Source organism: Olsenella uli DSM 7084, assembly GCF_000143845.1.
Lineage (GTDB): Bacteria > Actinomycetota > Coriobacteriia > Coriobacteriales > Atopobiaceae > Olsenella > Olsenella uli.
This window is the reverse complement of record NC_014363.1, coordinates 1,664,385-1,679,117: the sequence shown is the minus strand read 5'-3', so window position 1 is coordinate 1,679,117 and position 14,733 is coordinate 1,664,385. Positions and strand designations below refer to the sequence as shown.

At 64.0% G+C, this 14,733-nt stretch carries 16 protein-coding genes; 12 read left to right on the top strand and 4 right to left on the bottom strand.

Annotated features, from left to right (window positions below; genetic code table 11):
• The first annotated feature begins 207 nt into the window (after positions 1-207).
• The 8 genes from OLSU_RS07340 to idi all read left to right on the top strand — a co-directional run bounded on the left by OLSU_RS07340 (position 208) and on the right by idi (position 6,962).
• Positions 208-1,662 (top strand): non-oxidative hydroxyarylic acid decarboxylases subunit C, encoded by a 1,455-nt coding sequence (locus OLSU_RS07340; protein WP_013252321.1) that lies wholly within the window; start codon positions 208-210, stop codon positions 1,660-1,662.
• Positions 1,663-1,689: 27 nt separating this feature from the next.
• Positions 1,690-1,896, top strand: coding sequence for a non-oxidative hydroxyarylic acid decarboxylases subunit D (locus OLSU_RS07335; protein ID WP_013252320.1), 207 nt, complete (start codon positions 1,690-1,692; stop codon positions 1,894-1,896).
• A 127-nt stretch (positions 1,897-2,023) separates the two neighbouring features.
• Positions 2,024-3,529: an SLC13 family permease gene (locus OLSU_RS07330; protein ID WP_013252319.1), complete on the top strand. Its 1,506-nt coding sequence runs from the start codon at positions 2,024-2,026 to the stop codon at positions 3,527-3,529.
• Positions 3,530-3,619: 90 nt separating this feature from the next.
• Positions 3,620-4,204 carry a UbiX family flavin prenyltransferase gene (locus OLSU_RS07325; RefSeq protein WP_013252318.1) on the top strand — a complete coding sequence of 195 codons (585 nt, stop codon included), beginning with the start codon at positions 3,620-3,622 and terminating at the stop codon, positions 4,202-4,204.
• 12 nt (positions 4,205-4,216) lie between these two features.
• Entirely contained in the window at positions 4,217-5,131 is a 915-nt protein-coding gene (locus OLSU_RS07320) for a LysR family transcriptional regulator (RefSeq protein ID WP_013252317.1), read from the top strand.
• 25 nt (positions 5,132-5,156) lie between these two features.
• Positions 5,157-5,852, top strand: a complete 696-nt coding sequence (locus OLSU_RS07315) for a 5'-methylthioadenosine/adenosylhomocysteine nucleosidase (RefSeq protein WP_013252316.1) — start codon at positions 5,157-5,159, stop codon at positions 5,850-5,852.
• Between the two features lie 101 nt (positions 5,853-5,953).
• A complete protein-coding gene (locus tag OLSU_RS07310; protein WP_013252315.1) occupies positions 5,954-6,439 on the top strand; it encodes a proteasome assembly chaperone 4 family protein in 486 nt (161 codons plus the stop codon).
• Complete coding sequence (idi, locus tag OLSU_RS07305; RefSeq protein ID WP_013252314.1) at positions 6,429-6,962, top strand: isopentenyl-diphosphate Delta-isomerase; 534 nt, start codon at positions 6,429-6,431, stop codon at positions 6,960-6,962. The genes OLSU_RS07310 and idi overlap by 11 nt, the downstream gene beginning before the upstream one ends.
• Positions 6,963-7,333: 371 nt before the next feature.
• On the opposite strand, the gene deoD is transcribed toward idi, so the two are convergent.
• Together deoD and mtnA are read right to left on the bottom strand one after the other, a co-directional pair.
• The gene (deoD, locus tag OLSU_RS07300) at positions 7,334-8,062 is read right to left on the bottom strand and encodes a purine-nucleoside phosphorylase (RefSeq protein ID WP_013252313.1); all 729 of its coding nucleotides are present in this window, start codon (positions 8,060-8,062) and stop codon (positions 7,334-7,336) included.
• A 68-nt stretch (positions 8,063-8,130) separates the two neighbouring features.
• Complete coding sequence (gene mtnA / locus OLSU_RS07295; protein ID WP_013252312.1) at positions 8,131-9,261, bottom strand: S-methyl-5-thioribose-1-phosphate isomerase; 1,131 nt, start codon at positions 9,259-9,261, stop codon at positions 8,131-8,133.
• Positions 9,262-9,403: 142 nt separating this feature from the next.
• Here mtnA and OLSU_RS07290 point away from each other — a divergent pair, with 142 nt between their 5' ends.
• Positions 9,404-9,895: an S-ribosylhomocysteine lyase gene (locus OLSU_RS07290; RefSeq protein WP_013252311.1), complete on the top strand. Its 492-nt coding sequence runs from the start codon at positions 9,404-9,406 to the stop codon at positions 9,893-9,895.
• Between the two features lie 97 nt (positions 9,896-9,992).
• Here OLSU_RS07290 and OLSU_RS07285 read toward each other — a convergent pair whose 3' ends face one another.
• The gene (locus OLSU_RS07285; protein ID WP_013252310.1) at positions 9,993-10,859 is read right to left on the bottom strand and encodes a DegV family protein; all 867 of its coding nucleotides are present in this window, start codon (positions 10,857-10,859) and stop codon (positions 9,993-9,995) included.
• Positions 10,860-11,024: 165 nt separating this feature from the next.
• Here OLSU_RS07285 and OLSU_RS07280 point away from each other — a divergent pair, with 165 nt between their 5' ends.
• From OLSU_RS07280 to nhaA, 3 genes are all read left to right on the top strand, one after another.
• On the top strand, positions 11,025-11,642 hold the full coding sequence (locus tag OLSU_RS07280) for a DUF1836 domain-containing protein (protein ID WP_013252309.1): 618 nt from the start codon (positions 11,025-11,027) through the stop codon (positions 11,640-11,642).
• A 98-nt stretch (positions 11,643-11,740) separates the two neighbouring features.
• Positions 11,741-12,685, top strand: a complete 945-nt coding sequence (locus OLSU_RS07275) for a DHH family phosphoesterase (RefSeq protein WP_013252308.1) — start codon at positions 11,741-11,743, stop codon at positions 12,683-12,685.
• A 113-nt stretch (positions 12,686-12,798) separates the two neighbouring features.
• Positions 12,799-14,316, top strand: coding sequence for a Na+/H+ antiporter NhaA (gene nhaA, locus OLSU_RS07270; RefSeq protein WP_013252307.1), 1,518 nt, complete (start codon positions 12,799-12,801; stop codon positions 14,314-14,316).
• Here nhaA and OLSU_RS07265 read toward each other — a convergent pair.
• Positions 14,234-14,656, bottom strand: a complete 423-nt coding sequence (locus OLSU_RS07265) for a hypothetical protein (RefSeq protein WP_041548990.1) — start codon at positions 14,654-14,656, stop codon at positions 14,234-14,236. The two genes, nhaA and OLSU_RS07265, sit on opposite strands and share 83 nt — an antisense overlap.
• Positions 14,657-14,733 lie beyond the last annotated feature (77 nt).

The following is a 14,733-nucleotide window of genomic DNA, read 5'->3' as shown; positions in this document are numbered from 1 at the left end:
ATGCCCTGTGTGGGGGACTCGCCCGAGGGCACCGGCTGCGCGCATGACGCCGGTGTGGAAAGACCCCATTCCATTTAGGAATGAAATCGAGAAGCATCCTGCGTTATTCCATTCGGGGAAGCAAACCTTCACCGTGCGTCAAGTGACGGCTTTCCCTGCTTGCGAGACTGTAGCTGTCCGCAAGGCCAGGAGAAAGGAAGAGGTCAGATGGCGCAAAAGGCTTACCAGGATCTTCGTGGCTTCCTCAAGACCCTCGAGAAGGAGGGCCAGCTCGTCCGCATCACCGACGAGGTGCTTCCCGAGCCGGACATCGGTTCCGCCGGTCGTGCCGCCAGCCGCATGACCAACGGCCCTGCCGTGATGTTCGACAACATCAAGGGCTACGGCCCTGGTCACCCGGTGGTCACCAACGTCCACGGCTCCTGGGCCAACCATGCCCTTATGATGGGCATGCCGAAGACGGCCACCACCAAGGAGCAGTTCCTCGAGCTCAACCGTCGCTGGGACCTGTATCCCGTGAAGCCCAACGTCGTCAAGCGGGAGGATGCGCCCTGCAAGGAGAACTCCCTCGACGGTGATGAGGTCAACCTGTTCGACCTGCTGCCCCTCTACCGCATCAACGAGCAGGACGGCGGCATGTTCATCGGCAAGCCCGCGACGGTCACGGCCGATCCCGACGACCCCGGCAACTTCGACAAGATGAACGTCGGCACGTATCGCATCCAGGTGAAGGGGCCCAATCGCATCGGCATGCAGTGCCTGGCCATGCACGACATCGCTAAGCAGTTGCGTGCCGCAGAGGCCAAGAACGAGCGCTTCCCCTTCGCCATTGCGCTGGGCAACGCCCCGCTCATCACCTTCATGGCCTCGACCCCGATCGGCTATGACCAGAACGAGTACGAGTTCGTCGGCGCCCTCAACGGCGGCGTCCCCTGTGACATTGTGAAGTCTGACCTGTACGACCACCTGTACGTTCCGGCCGGTTCCGAGGTTATCCTCGAGGGCTATATCGATCCTCGCGTAAGGACCTGCGAGGGCCCCTTCGGCGAGTTCCCCGGATCCTACTCTGGCTGTCGCGCCCAGTGCGAGGGTGTCATCACGCATGTGACCTATCGCACAAGCCCGATCTTCGAGAACATCTACCTGGGCATGCCCTGGACCGAGATAGACTACCTGATGGCCCTCAACACCTCGGTGCCCATCTACAAGCAGCTTCATGGGGAGGGCTTCCCCGAGGTCGTCGCCGTCAACGCCATGTACACCCACGGCTTCACTGAGATCGTCTCCATCAAGCCTCGCTATGGCGGTCATGCGATGGGCGCCGCATTCAAGCTTCTCTCCACGCCCCATGCCATGCCCTACTGCCACAACGTCATCCTCGTCGATGGCTACGTGGACCCTTTCGACCTCAACCAGGTTATGTGGGCCCTCTCCACGCGCGTCCGTCCCGACAAGGACGTCAAGGTCATCCAGAACTGCGCGGGCATGCCTCTCAATCCCTCTGAGGAGACTCCCGGCATGACGGCCAAGCTCATCATCGATGCAACCATACCCGTGGATCCCGAGCCGCTGCCGCGCACCGTGGAGCTGCTCAAGGACCCCGCGAAGTCCGAGGAGTACGCAACGATCATCGCCGATCTCATGTCAAAGAACAACGAGTAAGAGAGCATTCTGAGGGAGGAACCCATCATGAAGTGCCCGCGTTGCGAATGTGACCACATCTCGACCATCGCCAAGTCCCCGATTCCCGGCGCTTGGGAGGTTTACGAATGCGACCGCTGCTACTACAGCTGGCGTTCGACCGAGACGCCCCATGTGGACGACGTCTTCAAGCTCACGCCCGAGCAGATCAAGAATCTCCAGGTGATTCCTGCCGTTCCTCCACTGGAGGCCTAGGGAGGGGTCCGTACGCTCGCCGAGCCGTGCGTCTGGGCCCATGTGTCCCTTGGGGTGCTGCCGAGGAGGGTTCCCGTCATGATCCATCTCGTTCAAAAAATACAATAATTGATAAAGGAGAGACGCCGTGACAGAGCAAGCGGTCAAAAGGGGATTTGGCAAGCGCCAAATCGGTCTGGTTGCGGGCATCATCGTATTTCTCCTTCTGTACCTCCTGCCCATCCCGGGTCTTGGCGTGGTGGGGCAGACCGTGCAGATAGGCGACGTGGCTTCCTTGGGATCAGGGCTGGTGAGGGGGCAGGACTATACCGTCGTGGATCTCTTTGGCGTCCCGACTGCGAAGTCATGTCTGGCGCTTTCGCTCATGACGGTGGTCCTCTGGGCCACAGGAGTTGCGCAAAACGGCTATACCGCAGGCCTCTACCTGGCACTTCTCGTGGTCATGGGTGTCGAGGCGCCCGCAAGCGTCTTCTATTCCTGGACAGGCGGCACGATGTGGCTGGTCATTGGCGCCTATCTCATCGCCAACGCCGTCAAGACCTCGGGGCTTGGGGAACGCATCGCGTACAACTACATGCTGCGCTTCGTCACCGACTTCCGCAGCATCATCATCGGCTCGTTCGTGCTCACCGCGATCCTTTCTCTGCTCATCCCGCATCCCTGGCCACGTGCCTTTTTGATCATGGCGGTCATGAGCATCGTGATCGAGAGTTCGCACATCGTGCATGAGGATGCCGTCAAGATTGGCTTCTCCGTCTTTGCTGCCTCGGTCCCGGCCTCGTTGATCTTCATCACGGGCGACGCCGTGATCAATCCGCTCGCCGCCTCGTACTTCGGCGGGGCGACCTTCCTCGATTGGTTCGTCTACATGGGGCTACCCTCGATCATCATGACTGTCATCACGATGCTGCTCTTCCTGGTCCTCTTCAAGCCTACCAAGACCTATACGGTCAACAAGGACCAAATCAGGGAGAGGATAGAGCAGGCCGGTCCCATGACCAAGCTTGAGAAGAAGACCGCCGTCTGGCTGGTCATCGCCATCGCTCTGTGGATGACCGACTCACTTCACCATGTCGACATCGCCTGGGTCACCTTCATCGTCGGCATGCTAATGTCGTTCCCAGCCATAGGCGACGTGGTGAGTGCAAAGGATTGGTCTGCCGTACCCGTGCATGTGCTCATCTTCCTGACGGCAGCCATGGCCATCGGCAAGGTTGGCGGTCTCACCGGCATGAACTCCTGGATTGCCGACACCATCTTTCCGAGTGCGGTCCCGAGCAACGTTTTTGTGTTGGCGCTCATGGTTGCCGCCCTCTCCATCATCATCCACATGCTATTGGGTTCCGTCATTGCCGTGATGGGAGTGGCCGTGCCGGCCATCCTCACCTTCACCGTGGGCGGGGACGTCACCCAGGGTGCCGCGATCGCTTGGACGCTGATCTGCTACACGGCCGTCGCCGCGCACTACATGTTCCCGTTCCAGCATCTCAACACCCTAGTGGGAGCAAGTCCCGACACCGGCATGTATACGCAGAGGGAGACGCTCCGTCTGGGCGTGCCGCTCATCGCCGTGGTCTTCGTAGTCTGCGTGGGTGTGATGGTTCCCTGGCTCATGCTGCTTGGTCTTCTGTAGGAGATTTCGCCCCTGCGTACCGGACGTGGCAGATCGCAAGGCGTTGCGTCCGGTCGCGTGGGTGGTCGTTCGAGAGGGAGGTGAGGACAGATGACCAAAAAGAGGCTGATCGTGGGCGTGAGCGGGGCCTCTGGCTCGATGCTCGCGTTGTCTCTCATGCGTGAGCTCAGCCGGCACGAGGACGTCGAGACGCACCTCGTGGTGAGCGACGGGACAAGAAGGATGTGGGAGCTAGAGACCGACCTGCCGTTAGAGTCCCTCACGAAGCTCGCGAGCGTCGTCCACGATGACCATGACTTGGCCGCCACGATTTCGAGCGGCTCCTTCGTCACCCACGGCATGGTCATCTGCCCGTGCTCGATGAAGACGCTCTCGGCCGTCGCGAACGGCTATGCCGACAACCTCATCTCCCGTGCGGCCGACGTGTGCCTCAAGGAAGGACGGCGTGTCGTGCTCGTCCCACGCGAGATGCCCTTGGGGCGAGTGCACCTGCGCAACATGCTTTCTGCAAGCGAACTGGGCTGTACAATCGTCCCACCGATGCTCACCTTCTACAACGGACCGATGGCCATCGACGACGAGCTCACCCATGTGGTGGGCAAGGTCATGCGGCAGCTGGGAATAGAGCCGAGCGAGTTCCACGGTTGGGAAGGTCCCGAGGCACATGGGGAGTAGGGAGGGGGACCCATGGATTTTGACCAGATGAGGGCCTTCCTCGTTGTGGCATCCACGGGCAGGATGATTGACGCCGCCAACGAGCTCTTCATATCGCAGTCCGCCCTCTCCAAGCAGATGTCGAAGCTCGAGGACGAGCTGGGCGTCACCCTCTTCTCCAAGACACGCAGTGGCGTGGAACTCACCCAGGCCGGCTGGGACTTCTACGCCTATGCGCGTAAGACCGTGCTCGACTACCAAGAGGCCAAGAACCGTCTGAGCGACTATTCGGAGAATGCGGTGAAGACGCTGCGCTTCGGCTCGCTTCCCCTCTCCGAGGACTATGGGGTCGAGGACGCGCTCGGCCAGTACTGGGCAGACCATCCCACCGTCCAGATCGAGTTCATCGTACGTAGCCAAAGGGACCTCTTCAAGAGGCTGGAGAGCTGTCAGCTCGATCTGGCGCTCATTCGTACCGATCTGCTTGACAGAGGACGCTGGAGCATCAAGTCTCTGATTGCTGACGAACTTGTCGTGGTCTGCACGACAGACCATCCCCTTGCGAGGAAGAGGAGCATTCCCCTGGGCGCGCTGCGCAACGAGCGCTTCATCCTCTTGGAGAGCAAGTCGGACATCACGCAGCGCTTCGTGACCGAATGCGCAAAGGTGGGCTTCTGCCCCAACGCCCCGCTCCATGCATCACGCCATCGCGTCCTGCTGAGGGCCGTGCAGAACGGGCTGGGAATCACCGTCTCGCCAAAGCGGATGGTCGAGAGCTACCTCTCGGCCGTTCTCGTAACCGTACCCTTCAAGGAGCAGCTCTTCACAACGGTGGGCTTCGTGTGGGCGGGCGACGTCCAGCCCAGCCAACTCATGCAGGATTTCATGCAGGGAGTCCATGACAACTTGGGGAGGATGGGGAGCCTTTCCTATAATCTCTTGGACTGACAGGATCGGACAGGAGATCAGAAGTATGAAGATCGGAATCATCGGCGCCATGGACGTCGAGGTCGCCCGCCTCAAGGACCGCCTCGAGGACCTCAGCGTCTCGGTCGTCGCGGGGTCGACCTTCTGCGAGGGAGCCATCGGCGGTACGCCGGCGGTCATCGTGAAGTGCGGCGTGGGCAAGGTCGACGCAGCGGTCTGCGTGCAGGTCCTCGTCGACCTCTTTGGAGTGGAGGCCGTGGTCAACACGGGTGTGGCCGGCTCGCTCGACAACCGGCTGGACATCGGTGACGTGCTCGTCTCGGCCGACGCCGTGCACCACGACGTGGACGTGACGAACCTGGGCTACGCCCCGGGCGAGGTCCCCGGGCTGGGAACCACATACTTCCCGGCTGACGAGCGGTTGCGCAAGGCGGCCGTGGACGCCGTTGCGGCCGTGGCGCCGGAGATCGCCTGCGTCGAAGGGCGCGTGGCCTCGGGCGACCAGTTCGTGCGCTCGCAGGGCGAGAAGAGGAGAATCCGCGACACCTTTGGTGCAAGCTGCGCCGAGATGGAGGGCGCCTCCATCGCCCAGGCGGCCTGGATGAACCATGTGCCGTTCGTGGTCGTGCGCGCCATCAGCGACAAGGCGGACGGCTCGTCCCAGATGGAGTATCCGACCTTCGAGGCTGCTGCCGCCGAGCACTGCGCGAAGATCGTCGAGTACATGGTGGCCCACCTGTAGGGAGGGGGATTTCTGGCGCACCCCCCTTCGTCGCGGGGCACACAGGCGCTCCTTGTCCGATGCCCTCCGCAGGGTCATTGAGAAGGTGAGGGAGGAAGGGCATGCATCACAGACTCGTGGTCGCTGGAGAGGGTCGCTTCGCCGTGACCCTGGAGGCAACGAGCACCGATGGCCAGGGCATCTCGTGCTTCCTGTATGGCGGCACGCTGCCGCACGTGGGAGGTTGCGCCCTGGCCGCCCCTGGTCCCAAGTTGCACGGAAGGCAACTCTCGCGGGCGGATCTGTGGACCATGACGGTGCCGGGGCACAAGGACGCCGAGGCCGCGAAGACCGTGGCGCGTCGGCTCGCAATCGTAACGGGGCAACCCGCATGCGTCTCGTGCGGCATCCATGTCGACGATGCCACGCCGGAGGAGCTCGAAAGGCTGGGGCACAGCATCGACGCGGCCGTGGATGGGCTTCTCGAGGAACTGGGCCTCGACGGGACTGGTCAGGAGCCTGCTTCCAACAAGGGTTCCGACGAGGCGTCCGCTCCAGGGGAAGCGGCGCATCATGCCGCGGGGGAGGCGGTCTTCGATGGTCGATGACTCCTCCGGTCGGCTGGTTCTGGTCGACCTCGCCGATCGCGAGCTTGGCTTCTGCGAGAAGCTCCCCTGCCATCAGAAGGGCTTGCTCCACCGGGCCTTCTCTGTCTTCCTCTTTGATGGTAACAAGGTGCTTATGACGCAGAGGTCGCTCTGCAAGTACCACTCGGGCGGCCTGTGGACGAACTCCTGCTGCTCACATCCTCGCGTAGGGGAAGGGCTGGACGAGGCTGTCGCTCGCCGTCTGTACGAGGAGTTGGGCATCTCGGGCGTCACGTGCCGCGAGGCGGGCCACTACTGCTACCGCGCCACCTTCGACAACGGCATCGTCGAGTACGAGTACGATCACATTTTCGTGGGCGACTATGCGGGTCCGCTCTCACTCGACCCCACCGAGGCGATGGACGCCCGCTGGGTGGACGCCGCCCACGTCGCGCGCGACGTGCGCAAACGACCCGAAACCTTCACGGCCTGGCTGCCGGGCGTGCTCCCTATCGCCTTTGCCGCCCAGGCCGTGCGCTGGTAGGGTCGACATCGACACAAGAGACGCCGCCATTCGTGGCTACTCCGGCCTTCGGAATGGGTCGGGACTGGGGGTGTCCGCCAGGCGCCACGGCATACAACAACAGCGTGAGACAAGCTGCAGGACCCCATGCGTAGCTCCATCCGGCCTTTTGCCGCGGCGCGGGGCGCGGGAGCCCCACGGCAGTTGGGGCGCGGGAGCGCTGCGCACACATCGTAGGGCGCGTGGTCGTCGGGCTGTAAGCGGTTATCTGAAGTCGGACGCTGGTCGGAGCCAAGCGGAGCGTTAGGCCTCTTAGGCCCCATGGTGCCTTTGGGTCCTGTGGGGACCCTAGGCTCGCTGGGTGCATTGCTCACCGCGTCTGGCAGGCCGTGCTAGATCGTCCTCCACGCGGTCTCGAGCGAGACCCTCATCATGTCGGTGAAGGACTGCTCGCGCTCCTCGGCGGAGAGCGACTCTCCCGTGAAGAAGGTGTCGGACACGGTCAGGATGCTGATGGCCTTCTTGCGTGAGGCTTGTGCCTCGATGTAGAGGCCGGCGGTCTCCATCTCCACACACAGCAGTCCCAGGTCGCGGTAGCGTCGGGCGGCGTCGGGACGGGGGTTATAGAACACGTCGGAACTCACCACCTGGCCTACCTTGTAGCCAACGCCCAGCTCCTCTGCCGAGGTCACGGCGCCGCGCAGCATCTCGAAGTCCGCCGTGGGGGCCAGCTTGACGGGCGAGTCGTAGAGCTCCGCGATGCTGCTGTTGGTGGCTGCGCTCATGGCGATCACCACGTCGCGCGCATGGACGCCGTCGGCCAGGCCACCCGTGGACCCCACGCGGATGATGGCGTCCACGCCCAGCTGGGTGTACAGCTCGTGTGCGTACAGGCACATGCTGGGGATGCCCATGCCGCTGCCCATGACGCTCACACGCTTGCCCTTGTAGCTGCCGGTGTAGCCCAGCATGTTGCGCACATCGTTGAAGAGGGTGGGCCCCTCAAGGAAATTCTCTGCGATGAACTTGGCGCGCAGCGGGTCACCCGGCATCAGGACCACCTTGGCGATGTCCTCCTTGTCGCAACGGATGCAGGCGGATACGGTCTCGAACTGCGACATGATCCCTCTCTCCTCCTCTTTGATGGGGCTGTCCGCCTGAATGGTGCGGGCACGCCGAGGGTGCGGTCTCACTTGAACAGCGCGGCCAGGCTTTGCGCGTACGGTGGGCGACAGACGCCCCGCTCGGTTACGATGGCGGCGATCAAGTCGTGGTCGGTTACGTCAAAGGCCGGGTTGTAGCACTTGACCTGTGGCAACGCCTTGGGCTCAAGGTAAAACATCGTCTTGATTTCTTCGGGGTCGCGTTCCTCGATCTTGATGTCGTCACCTGTGGGACACCGGCGGTCGATGGTCGAGGTGGGCCCCAGCACGTAGAACGGGATGCCGTAGTGCTTGGCCAGGATGGCCACGCCCGAGGTCCCGATCTTGTTGGCCACGTCGCCGTTCATGGCAACGCGGTCGCAGCCCACCATGCACGCCTGCACCCAGCCGTTCCTCATCACGATCGAGGCCATGTCATCGCAGATCAACGTCACGTCGATGCCTGCGTGCGACAGCTCGTAGCTGGTCAGGCGGGCGCCCTGCAGCAGCGGGCGCGTCTCGTCGGCAAACACGCGCAGCCGCTTGCCGTGGTCATGGGCAAAGAACAGCGGCCCCTGACCGGTGCCATAGCCCAAGCACGCCAGCGGGCCGGCGTTGCAGTGGGTCAGCACGCCGTCGCCATCCTTCAGGAGGCTTGCGCCGTACGCACTGATGGCCTCGCTCATCGCCAGCTGCTCCCGGTGGATCGCCACGCATTCCTGTCGGAGAAGAACTACGACCTCGCTTGGCGCCAGCTGGGGATGCGCCTGGACCGTGGCGTGCATGCGGTTGAGCGCCCACGAGAGGTTGACTGCCGTCGGGCGAGAGGAGCCGAGGTAGTCGCGATGGGCCGCCATGGCATTCGCGAACGAGGACGGCCCCGCACCCCTCTCGGCCTCCTGACGGGCGAGCACATAGTAGCAGTAGCCCGCGCAGACGCCGATCGCCGGGGCACCGCGCACCTTAAGGTGGTAGATGGCGTCGTACATCTGCCGTGGCGTGGTCAACGCAACGTGCTCCAGCCTGTTGGGCAGAAGCGTCTGGTCGATGATCACGACCGCGCCGTCGCCATCCGCCAGCTCGACTGCGCCCGCGTCCGTGACGCCGGCGCGACGGGTCGGACCTTCGGACTGAGCCATGCCTCCTGAATGCGCCACGTCACCTTCGGGTTGGGCCATGTCGCCTCCACTCCTTGAACGTAGGTCAACGAGTTCGATTGTAGGACCGACTTCATCCGGTGGGGCGACGTATCGGACAGACGCTACAATCTGGGGGATCATCAGCGGCGGCGTGTGCGTCGCAGCGTCGGAAGGACACGCAATGGAGAAGATAGCGAGCTTCACGATCGACCACCTCAGGCTCGAACCCGGCGTCTACGTAAGTCGTGTGGACAAGGACCCCGCGACGGGAGCGGCCGTAACCACCTTCGACCTGCGCATGTGCGCGCCCAACCGCGAGCCGGTCATGAACACCGCCGAGCTCCATACCATCGAGCACCTGGGCGCCACGTTCCTGCGCAACGACCCCGAGTGGGCGAGCCGTGTGGTCTACTTTGGGCCGATGGGTTGTCGCACAGGCAACTACCTGCTGCTTTTTGGAGAGTATGGCTCGCATGACGTGATCGGCCTCGTCACGCGCATGTTCGAGTTCATCCGCGACTTCGAGGGGGAGGTCCCGGGCGCCAAGCCTGACGAGTGCGGCAACTACCTGGACCAGAACCTGGGAATGGCGAGATGGCACGCCAGGCGCTACCTCGAATCCACGCTCCGGCGCATGGACGAGGCCCACATGAGCTACCCCGCCAGGGGGTAGCGATCCTGCGGTCCACGATCCCGCAGCCCTGCTGCCTCGGTCCCGATGGCTTCGGCCGGTCCTCGAGGCTCCCCGCCCGCCCTTGGCCCCGCAGGGGCTACTCGGCTCGCTGGATGCCGATGCCCACCAGGTCGGGGCCGGTGTGGACCAGGAGGTCCGCCGAGATGTCGCTCTCGAGCATGCTGACGATCGTCGAGGGAACCTCCGCGTGCAGGCGGTCCGCCAGCTGCCGCATGTGCACGTTTGTGGCGTCCGAGCAGCAGACGGACAGGCGGACCCGCTCGAAGCGGCCTGCCGACCTCACCGCCAGCCCGACCATGGCATCGAGCGCGCGGTCCCAGCCACGCGCCTTGCGTGCCATGACGTAGCGCCCCTCGTCATTGCAGGTCAGGATGGGCTTGATGTTGAGGACGCTGCCGATGCGGTAGATGTGTCCGCCGATGCGACCGCCTTTGTACAGGTATTCGAGCGACTTCACGCCAAAGTAGATGTCCGAGTCGCGGGAGCTGCGCTCCAGCCGTCCGGCGAGCTCCTCAAACGGGACGCCTGCCTCGACCATCTCGACCGCGCGCGCCACGACCATGCCGCCGACCATGCCTATGGACTTTGTGTCGACCACGATGGTGGGGAAGCCCTCCATCTGCGCGGCGACGAGCTGCGCGGTCTGGTTGGTGGCCGAGAGCCCGCTCGAGATGGTGATTATCACGGCCCTCTCGTAGCCGTCGGCGCGCGCCTGCTCCAAGGTGGCGCGAATCTGCTCGGGCGAGGGCAGGGACGTGGTCGGTATCTCCTGCGCGAAGCGGGCGACGACCTCGGACGGCGTGATGTCGACGCCGCTCTGGTAGGTGGTGCCGTCCGAGTAGATGATGCGCAGTGGCACCACGCGCACGTCGTGCTCGCGGATGAGGCATTCTGCGGTGTCGGTTCCCGAGTCGGTGATGATGGCGATGCGCTGGCTGTTCATGGCTCCTCCGTTTGGCAGGTGGCTGTTTGGGCGCAGCCGCCCCCTCGACCGTACTTGCGTTACCCCGTCCCTAGATTAATCTAGTTTTGAATACTAGGTGATATGGACTACAGTAACAACAAAGTTGGACGCGAACGGATGTGATGGCTGCCGGGGGGTGTGGGCATGGGTGCCAGGAGGGACGTCGGCAAGGATGTGGCAGAGAAGGATGCCCCCTTTGACTTCGCGGCTGCCTATCAGGAGCTCTCCCTGAGCATGTCCAGGGTCCACATATCGCGCTTCGAGGAGCTCCCCCGCATCGACCTCTATCTCGACCAGGTGCTTGCGCTGGTTGCCGACGAGCTGTCGTTCATTCCGCTTGAGGGGGAGAAGCTCCTGACCGGCTCCATGGTCAACAACTACGTGAAGCAGGGGCTCGTTCCGGCCCCGGAGCGCAAGCGTTACTCCCCGCGCCACGTCGCGTACCTGCTCTTCGTCTGTTCCCTCAAACGCTCCCTCTCCATCGCCCAGGTCGCCGACCTCCTGTCTGTCGTCGACAACGCCCAGGTCGACCTGCTTCGCGCATACAACGACCTGGTGTCCGCCTTCGAGGTCGCCATCGCACGGGAGTTCTCGGATGGCCCGGAAGGTCGGGGGGACCCCGTGCCCATGAGGGTCTACGACGTCCAGGGGGTCGAGGTGGACGATGGTGTCAGCAGGCTGCTCACCACGGGCATCAGGTTGCTGGCCAGCAAGGTCTATGTAGACCATGTGCTCGAGCTCCAGTCGCGCCGCCTAGGCTGATCGTCCACCGTTTGCATGCGAGGGGAACGTGGGCCCTGTGTCAAGATGGGGCGCGTCGGCCTTCGTGCCATGTCCTGCCCCCGTCACGAGGAGTCTCCTTGAGCACGGTCTACGTCTTTGGTCACACTCATCCGGACAACGACGCGATCCTCTCCGCCGTCGTCCTGTCTCAGCTTCTGAATGCCCGTGGGGACGGCAACCTCTACCTGCCGTATCGCCTGGGCGACATCCCCAGCGAGAGTGCCTCCATCCTCGACGCGTGGGACATCCCCGAACCGGCTCTCCTCGACGAGGTGCCAGGCGCATCCGTGACGGGGGAGCGCCAGAAGGTCATCCTGGTCGATCATAACGAGGAGATCCAGTCGGTACGCGGCCTGCGTGGCGCCGACATCGTCGGCGTCGTGGACCATCACCGCATCGCTGGCTTCTCCACTCCGGCTCCCACATACTTTGTCGCGCTACCCTGGGGCTCCACCTGCTCGATTATCTACCACCTGTTCGGCACGCTTGGCATCGAGCCCACTTCGGCACAGCTCTGCCTCATGCTCTCGGCAATCATGACCGATACGATCATGCTGAAGAGCCCCACCACGACCGACCATGACCGGAGGATAGTGGCGGACATCTCGCGGGAGCTCGGCGTTGACCCTATGGAGTTTGGCATGGGCATCTTCCTCGAGCGTGCCGACGCCCACCCCTCGCCGCGCGAGGTGGTCGCCGGTGACGTAAAGGCCTTCGAGATCGAGGGGCGGCGCGTCGTCATCTGCAAGCACGAGACCATAAACAAGGACGTCGTTCTCGAGGACGTCCGTGCCCTGCGCATCGCCATGGACGACTACCGCCGCGAGAACGACTGCGAGACCCTGGTCCTCGTGGTGACCGACGTCGTGCGGGAGGGGAGCCAGGTGCTGCTCTGCGGAAGCGTGTCGCTGCCCGAGAGGGCGCTCGGCATCAGCGACGCGCCCGAGGGCGCGTGGATGCCGGGCGTCATGTCGCGCAAGAAGCAAATCGTCGCCCCCATCCTCGTCGCCAGCGACCGGTAGCCCCGCCTTGCGGAGGGCTCTTGTAATCGCCCTGTTTTCGGCAGGCGGTGTGGGGGGAGGGACTTCCGTTCGCCATATGCTCTTGGGACAGGCAACCCAGGAGAAGGCACGATATGACGGACGACAAGAAGCACATGGCACATACGGTCACGGTGGCCACAGGCGATATCGGTGGCGCACCCGAGGGCGCAGCCGGTACGGGCGGCAGACCGAACCGCAGGGTCACCATCATTCGGGAGCCCGCCGTGACCCGTCGCATCGCGCATCGCTCGGCGCTGCAGAAGGTCACGTCGAATGGGACGATCGCCGCCGCGGTCATGGTCGCCGCGGCCCTCCTCGCCGTGATCGTGGCAAACTCGCCGGCGTACGAGGTGGTGCACGAGGCCATCGAGACGCCGCTGGGCGTCACGGTCGGCCCCCTGGCGGCCTCGATGTCGGTCGAGTCGTTCGTGAACGACTTCCTGATGGCGATATTCTTCCTGCTGGTGGGCATCGAGCTCAAGTACGAGATGACCGTCGGCCAGCTCCGTCGCCCCCGCCAGGCGGCCCTGCCCATGCTCGCGGCCGTCGGCGGCGTATGCGTTCCGGCCTTCATCTACCTGGCCCTCAACCTCCCCGCGGGCAACGTCCACGGCTGGGCCATCCCCATCGCCACCGACATCGCCTTCGCCCTGGGCGTCATGTCGCTCCTGGGCAACCGCGTCGCGTCCGAGACCAAGGTGTTCTTCCAGACGCTTGCCATCGCAGATGACATCCTGGCGATCGTGGTGCTCGCCCTCTTCTATGGGCAGAGCCCCGACGTCGCCTGGTGCGCCGCATCGCTTCTGCTCGTCGTGGTGCTCGCCCTTCTCGCCCGTGCCCACGTCTTCTCGTCCAAGCCCTACCTATTCGCCGGTCTCGTGCTGTGGGTTTGCATGTACAACTCGGGCATCCATGCCACGCTCGCGGGTGTCATCCTGGCCTTCTTCCTGCCCGCTCGCTCGGATGTGCGTCTCTCGCACCTTCGGGATTGGCTCAGCTCACAGGCCCGCTCGCTCGACGATGACTACGACGACGAGGCCCACGTCCTGGGCCAGCATGACTTCACGGCCTCCGCCGAGCGCGTCGAACACATCCTACATCATGTGACACCGCCGCTCCAGCGCGTGGAGCGCCTCATATCGTCCTGGGTCAACTTCGTCATCCTGCCGCTGTTCGCGTTCGTGAACGCGCAGGTCCGTCTGATGGGGGCGGACTTTGCCGCCCTGGCCGCCGACCGCGTGACCCAGGGCGTCTTCCTGGGGGCCGTGGTGGGAAAGCCCCTGGGCATCATCCTGGTCACACTGCTGCTCGTGCGGGTCGGCTTTGCTCGCCTGCCCCGACATGTCAGCTGGGATCAGGTCGTTGCCGTGGGCATCATGGGCGGCATGGGCTTCACGATGTCAATCCTGATCGCCGGCCTGGCGTTTCCCAACCCCTTCGAGGTCGTGGCCGCCAAGTGCGCCATCCTTTTGGGGTCGTTTGCGGCGGGGGTGCTGGGCATCCTGTTCGTCCGCGTCCATGACGCCCTCACCTCGCACGGCGCGTCGGGTGGCAACGCTGCGGGTCGCCCCGCGCGGGGTGACGCCCCTGCGCCAGGCGAGGGGGACTAGGCGCCGGCCAAGCAAGGGACGGGCGGGCGGAGGCGGACGAGAGGGGCCGCCCTCCCTGTTCGACGGTTCCGTAGGCACAGGCCCAGCCGTGCGCCGTGACGATGGAGTTCATCTGGTCGCAGAGGCGCTGCCGGGTGTAGCTGCCGCCGCCCGGCAGGAGGTCGATGACCTCGCGCAGGTCCTCGCCGGGGTCGTCCATCTCGACGCGCATGAGGGCGTCCAGCTTGGTGATGGTGCCCTGGGGGTCGTCGCAGAAGAGTTCGTCCACCAGGCGCTGCAGGTAGCCGTACTCCTCCGAGGGCTGGTTGGCGGGTCCGTGGGTGTCCTTGTGGCTATCCATGGGACATATCATACCTTGCAGCCGCGTCGCCGTCGCCCGCGCCCTGCCACCTGGTTTCTGGGGAGGGGTGGATGCCG

What these genes read in the sequence shown, in the direction of transcription:
- OLSU_RS07340 (WP_013252321.1), top strand. Translation starts at nt 208, where the DNA reads ATGGCGCAAAAGGCTTACCAGGATCTTCGTGGCTTCCTCAAGACCCTC.
- OLSU_RS07335 (WP_013252320.1), top strand. Translation starts at nt 1,690, where the DNA reads ATGAAGTGCCCGCGTTGCGAATGTGACCACATCTCGACCATCGCCAAG.
- OLSU_RS07325 (WP_013252318.1), top strand. Translation starts at nt 3,620, where the DNA reads ATGACCAAAAAGAGGCTGATCGTGGGCGTGAGCGGGGCCTCTGGCTCG.
- OLSU_RS07320 (WP_013252317.1), top strand. Translation starts at nt 4,217, where the DNA reads ATGGATTTTGACCAGATGAGGGCCTTCCTCGTTGTGGCATCCACGGGC.
- OLSU_RS07315 (WP_013252316.1), top strand. Translation starts at nt 5,157, where the DNA reads ATGAAGATCGGAATCATCGGCGCCATGGACGTCGAGGTCGCCCGCCTC.
- OLSU_RS07310 (WP_013252315.1), top strand. Translation starts at nt 5,954, where the DNA reads ATGCATCACAGACTCGTGGTCGCTGGAGAGGGTCGCTTCGCCGTGACC.
- idi (WP_013252314.1), top strand. Translation starts at nt 6,429, where the DNA reads ATGGTCGATGACTCCTCCGGTCGGCTGGTTCTGGTCGACCTCGCCGAT.
- deoD (WP_013252313.1), bottom strand. Translation starts at nt 8,062, where the DNA reads ATGTCGCAGTTCGAGACCGTATCCGCCTGCATCCGTTGCGACAAGGAG.
- mtnA (WP_013252312.1), bottom strand. Translation starts at nt 9,261, where the DNA reads ATGGCCCAACCCGAAGGTGACGTGGCGCATTCAGGAGGCATGGCTCAG.
- OLSU_RS07290 (WP_013252311.1), top strand. Translation starts at nt 9,404, where the DNA reads ATGGAGAAGATAGCGAGCTTCACGATCGACCACCTCAGGCTCGAACCC.
- OLSU_RS07285 (WP_013252310.1), bottom strand. Translation starts at nt 10,859, where the DNA reads ATGAACAGCCAGCGCATCGCCATCATCACCGACTCGGGAACCGACACC.
- OLSU_RS07280 (WP_013252309.1), top strand. Translation starts at nt 11,025, where the DNA reads ATGGGTGCCAGGAGGGACGTCGGCAAGGATGTGGCAGAGAAGGATGCC.
- nhaA (WP_013252307.1), top strand. Translation starts at nt 12,799, where the DNA reads ATGACGGACGACAAGAAGCACATGGCACATACGGTCACGGTGGCCACA.
- OLSU_RS07265 (WP_041548990.1), bottom strand. Translation starts at nt 14,656, where the DNA reads ATGGATAGCCACAAGGACACCCACGGACCCGCCAACCAGCCCTCGGAG.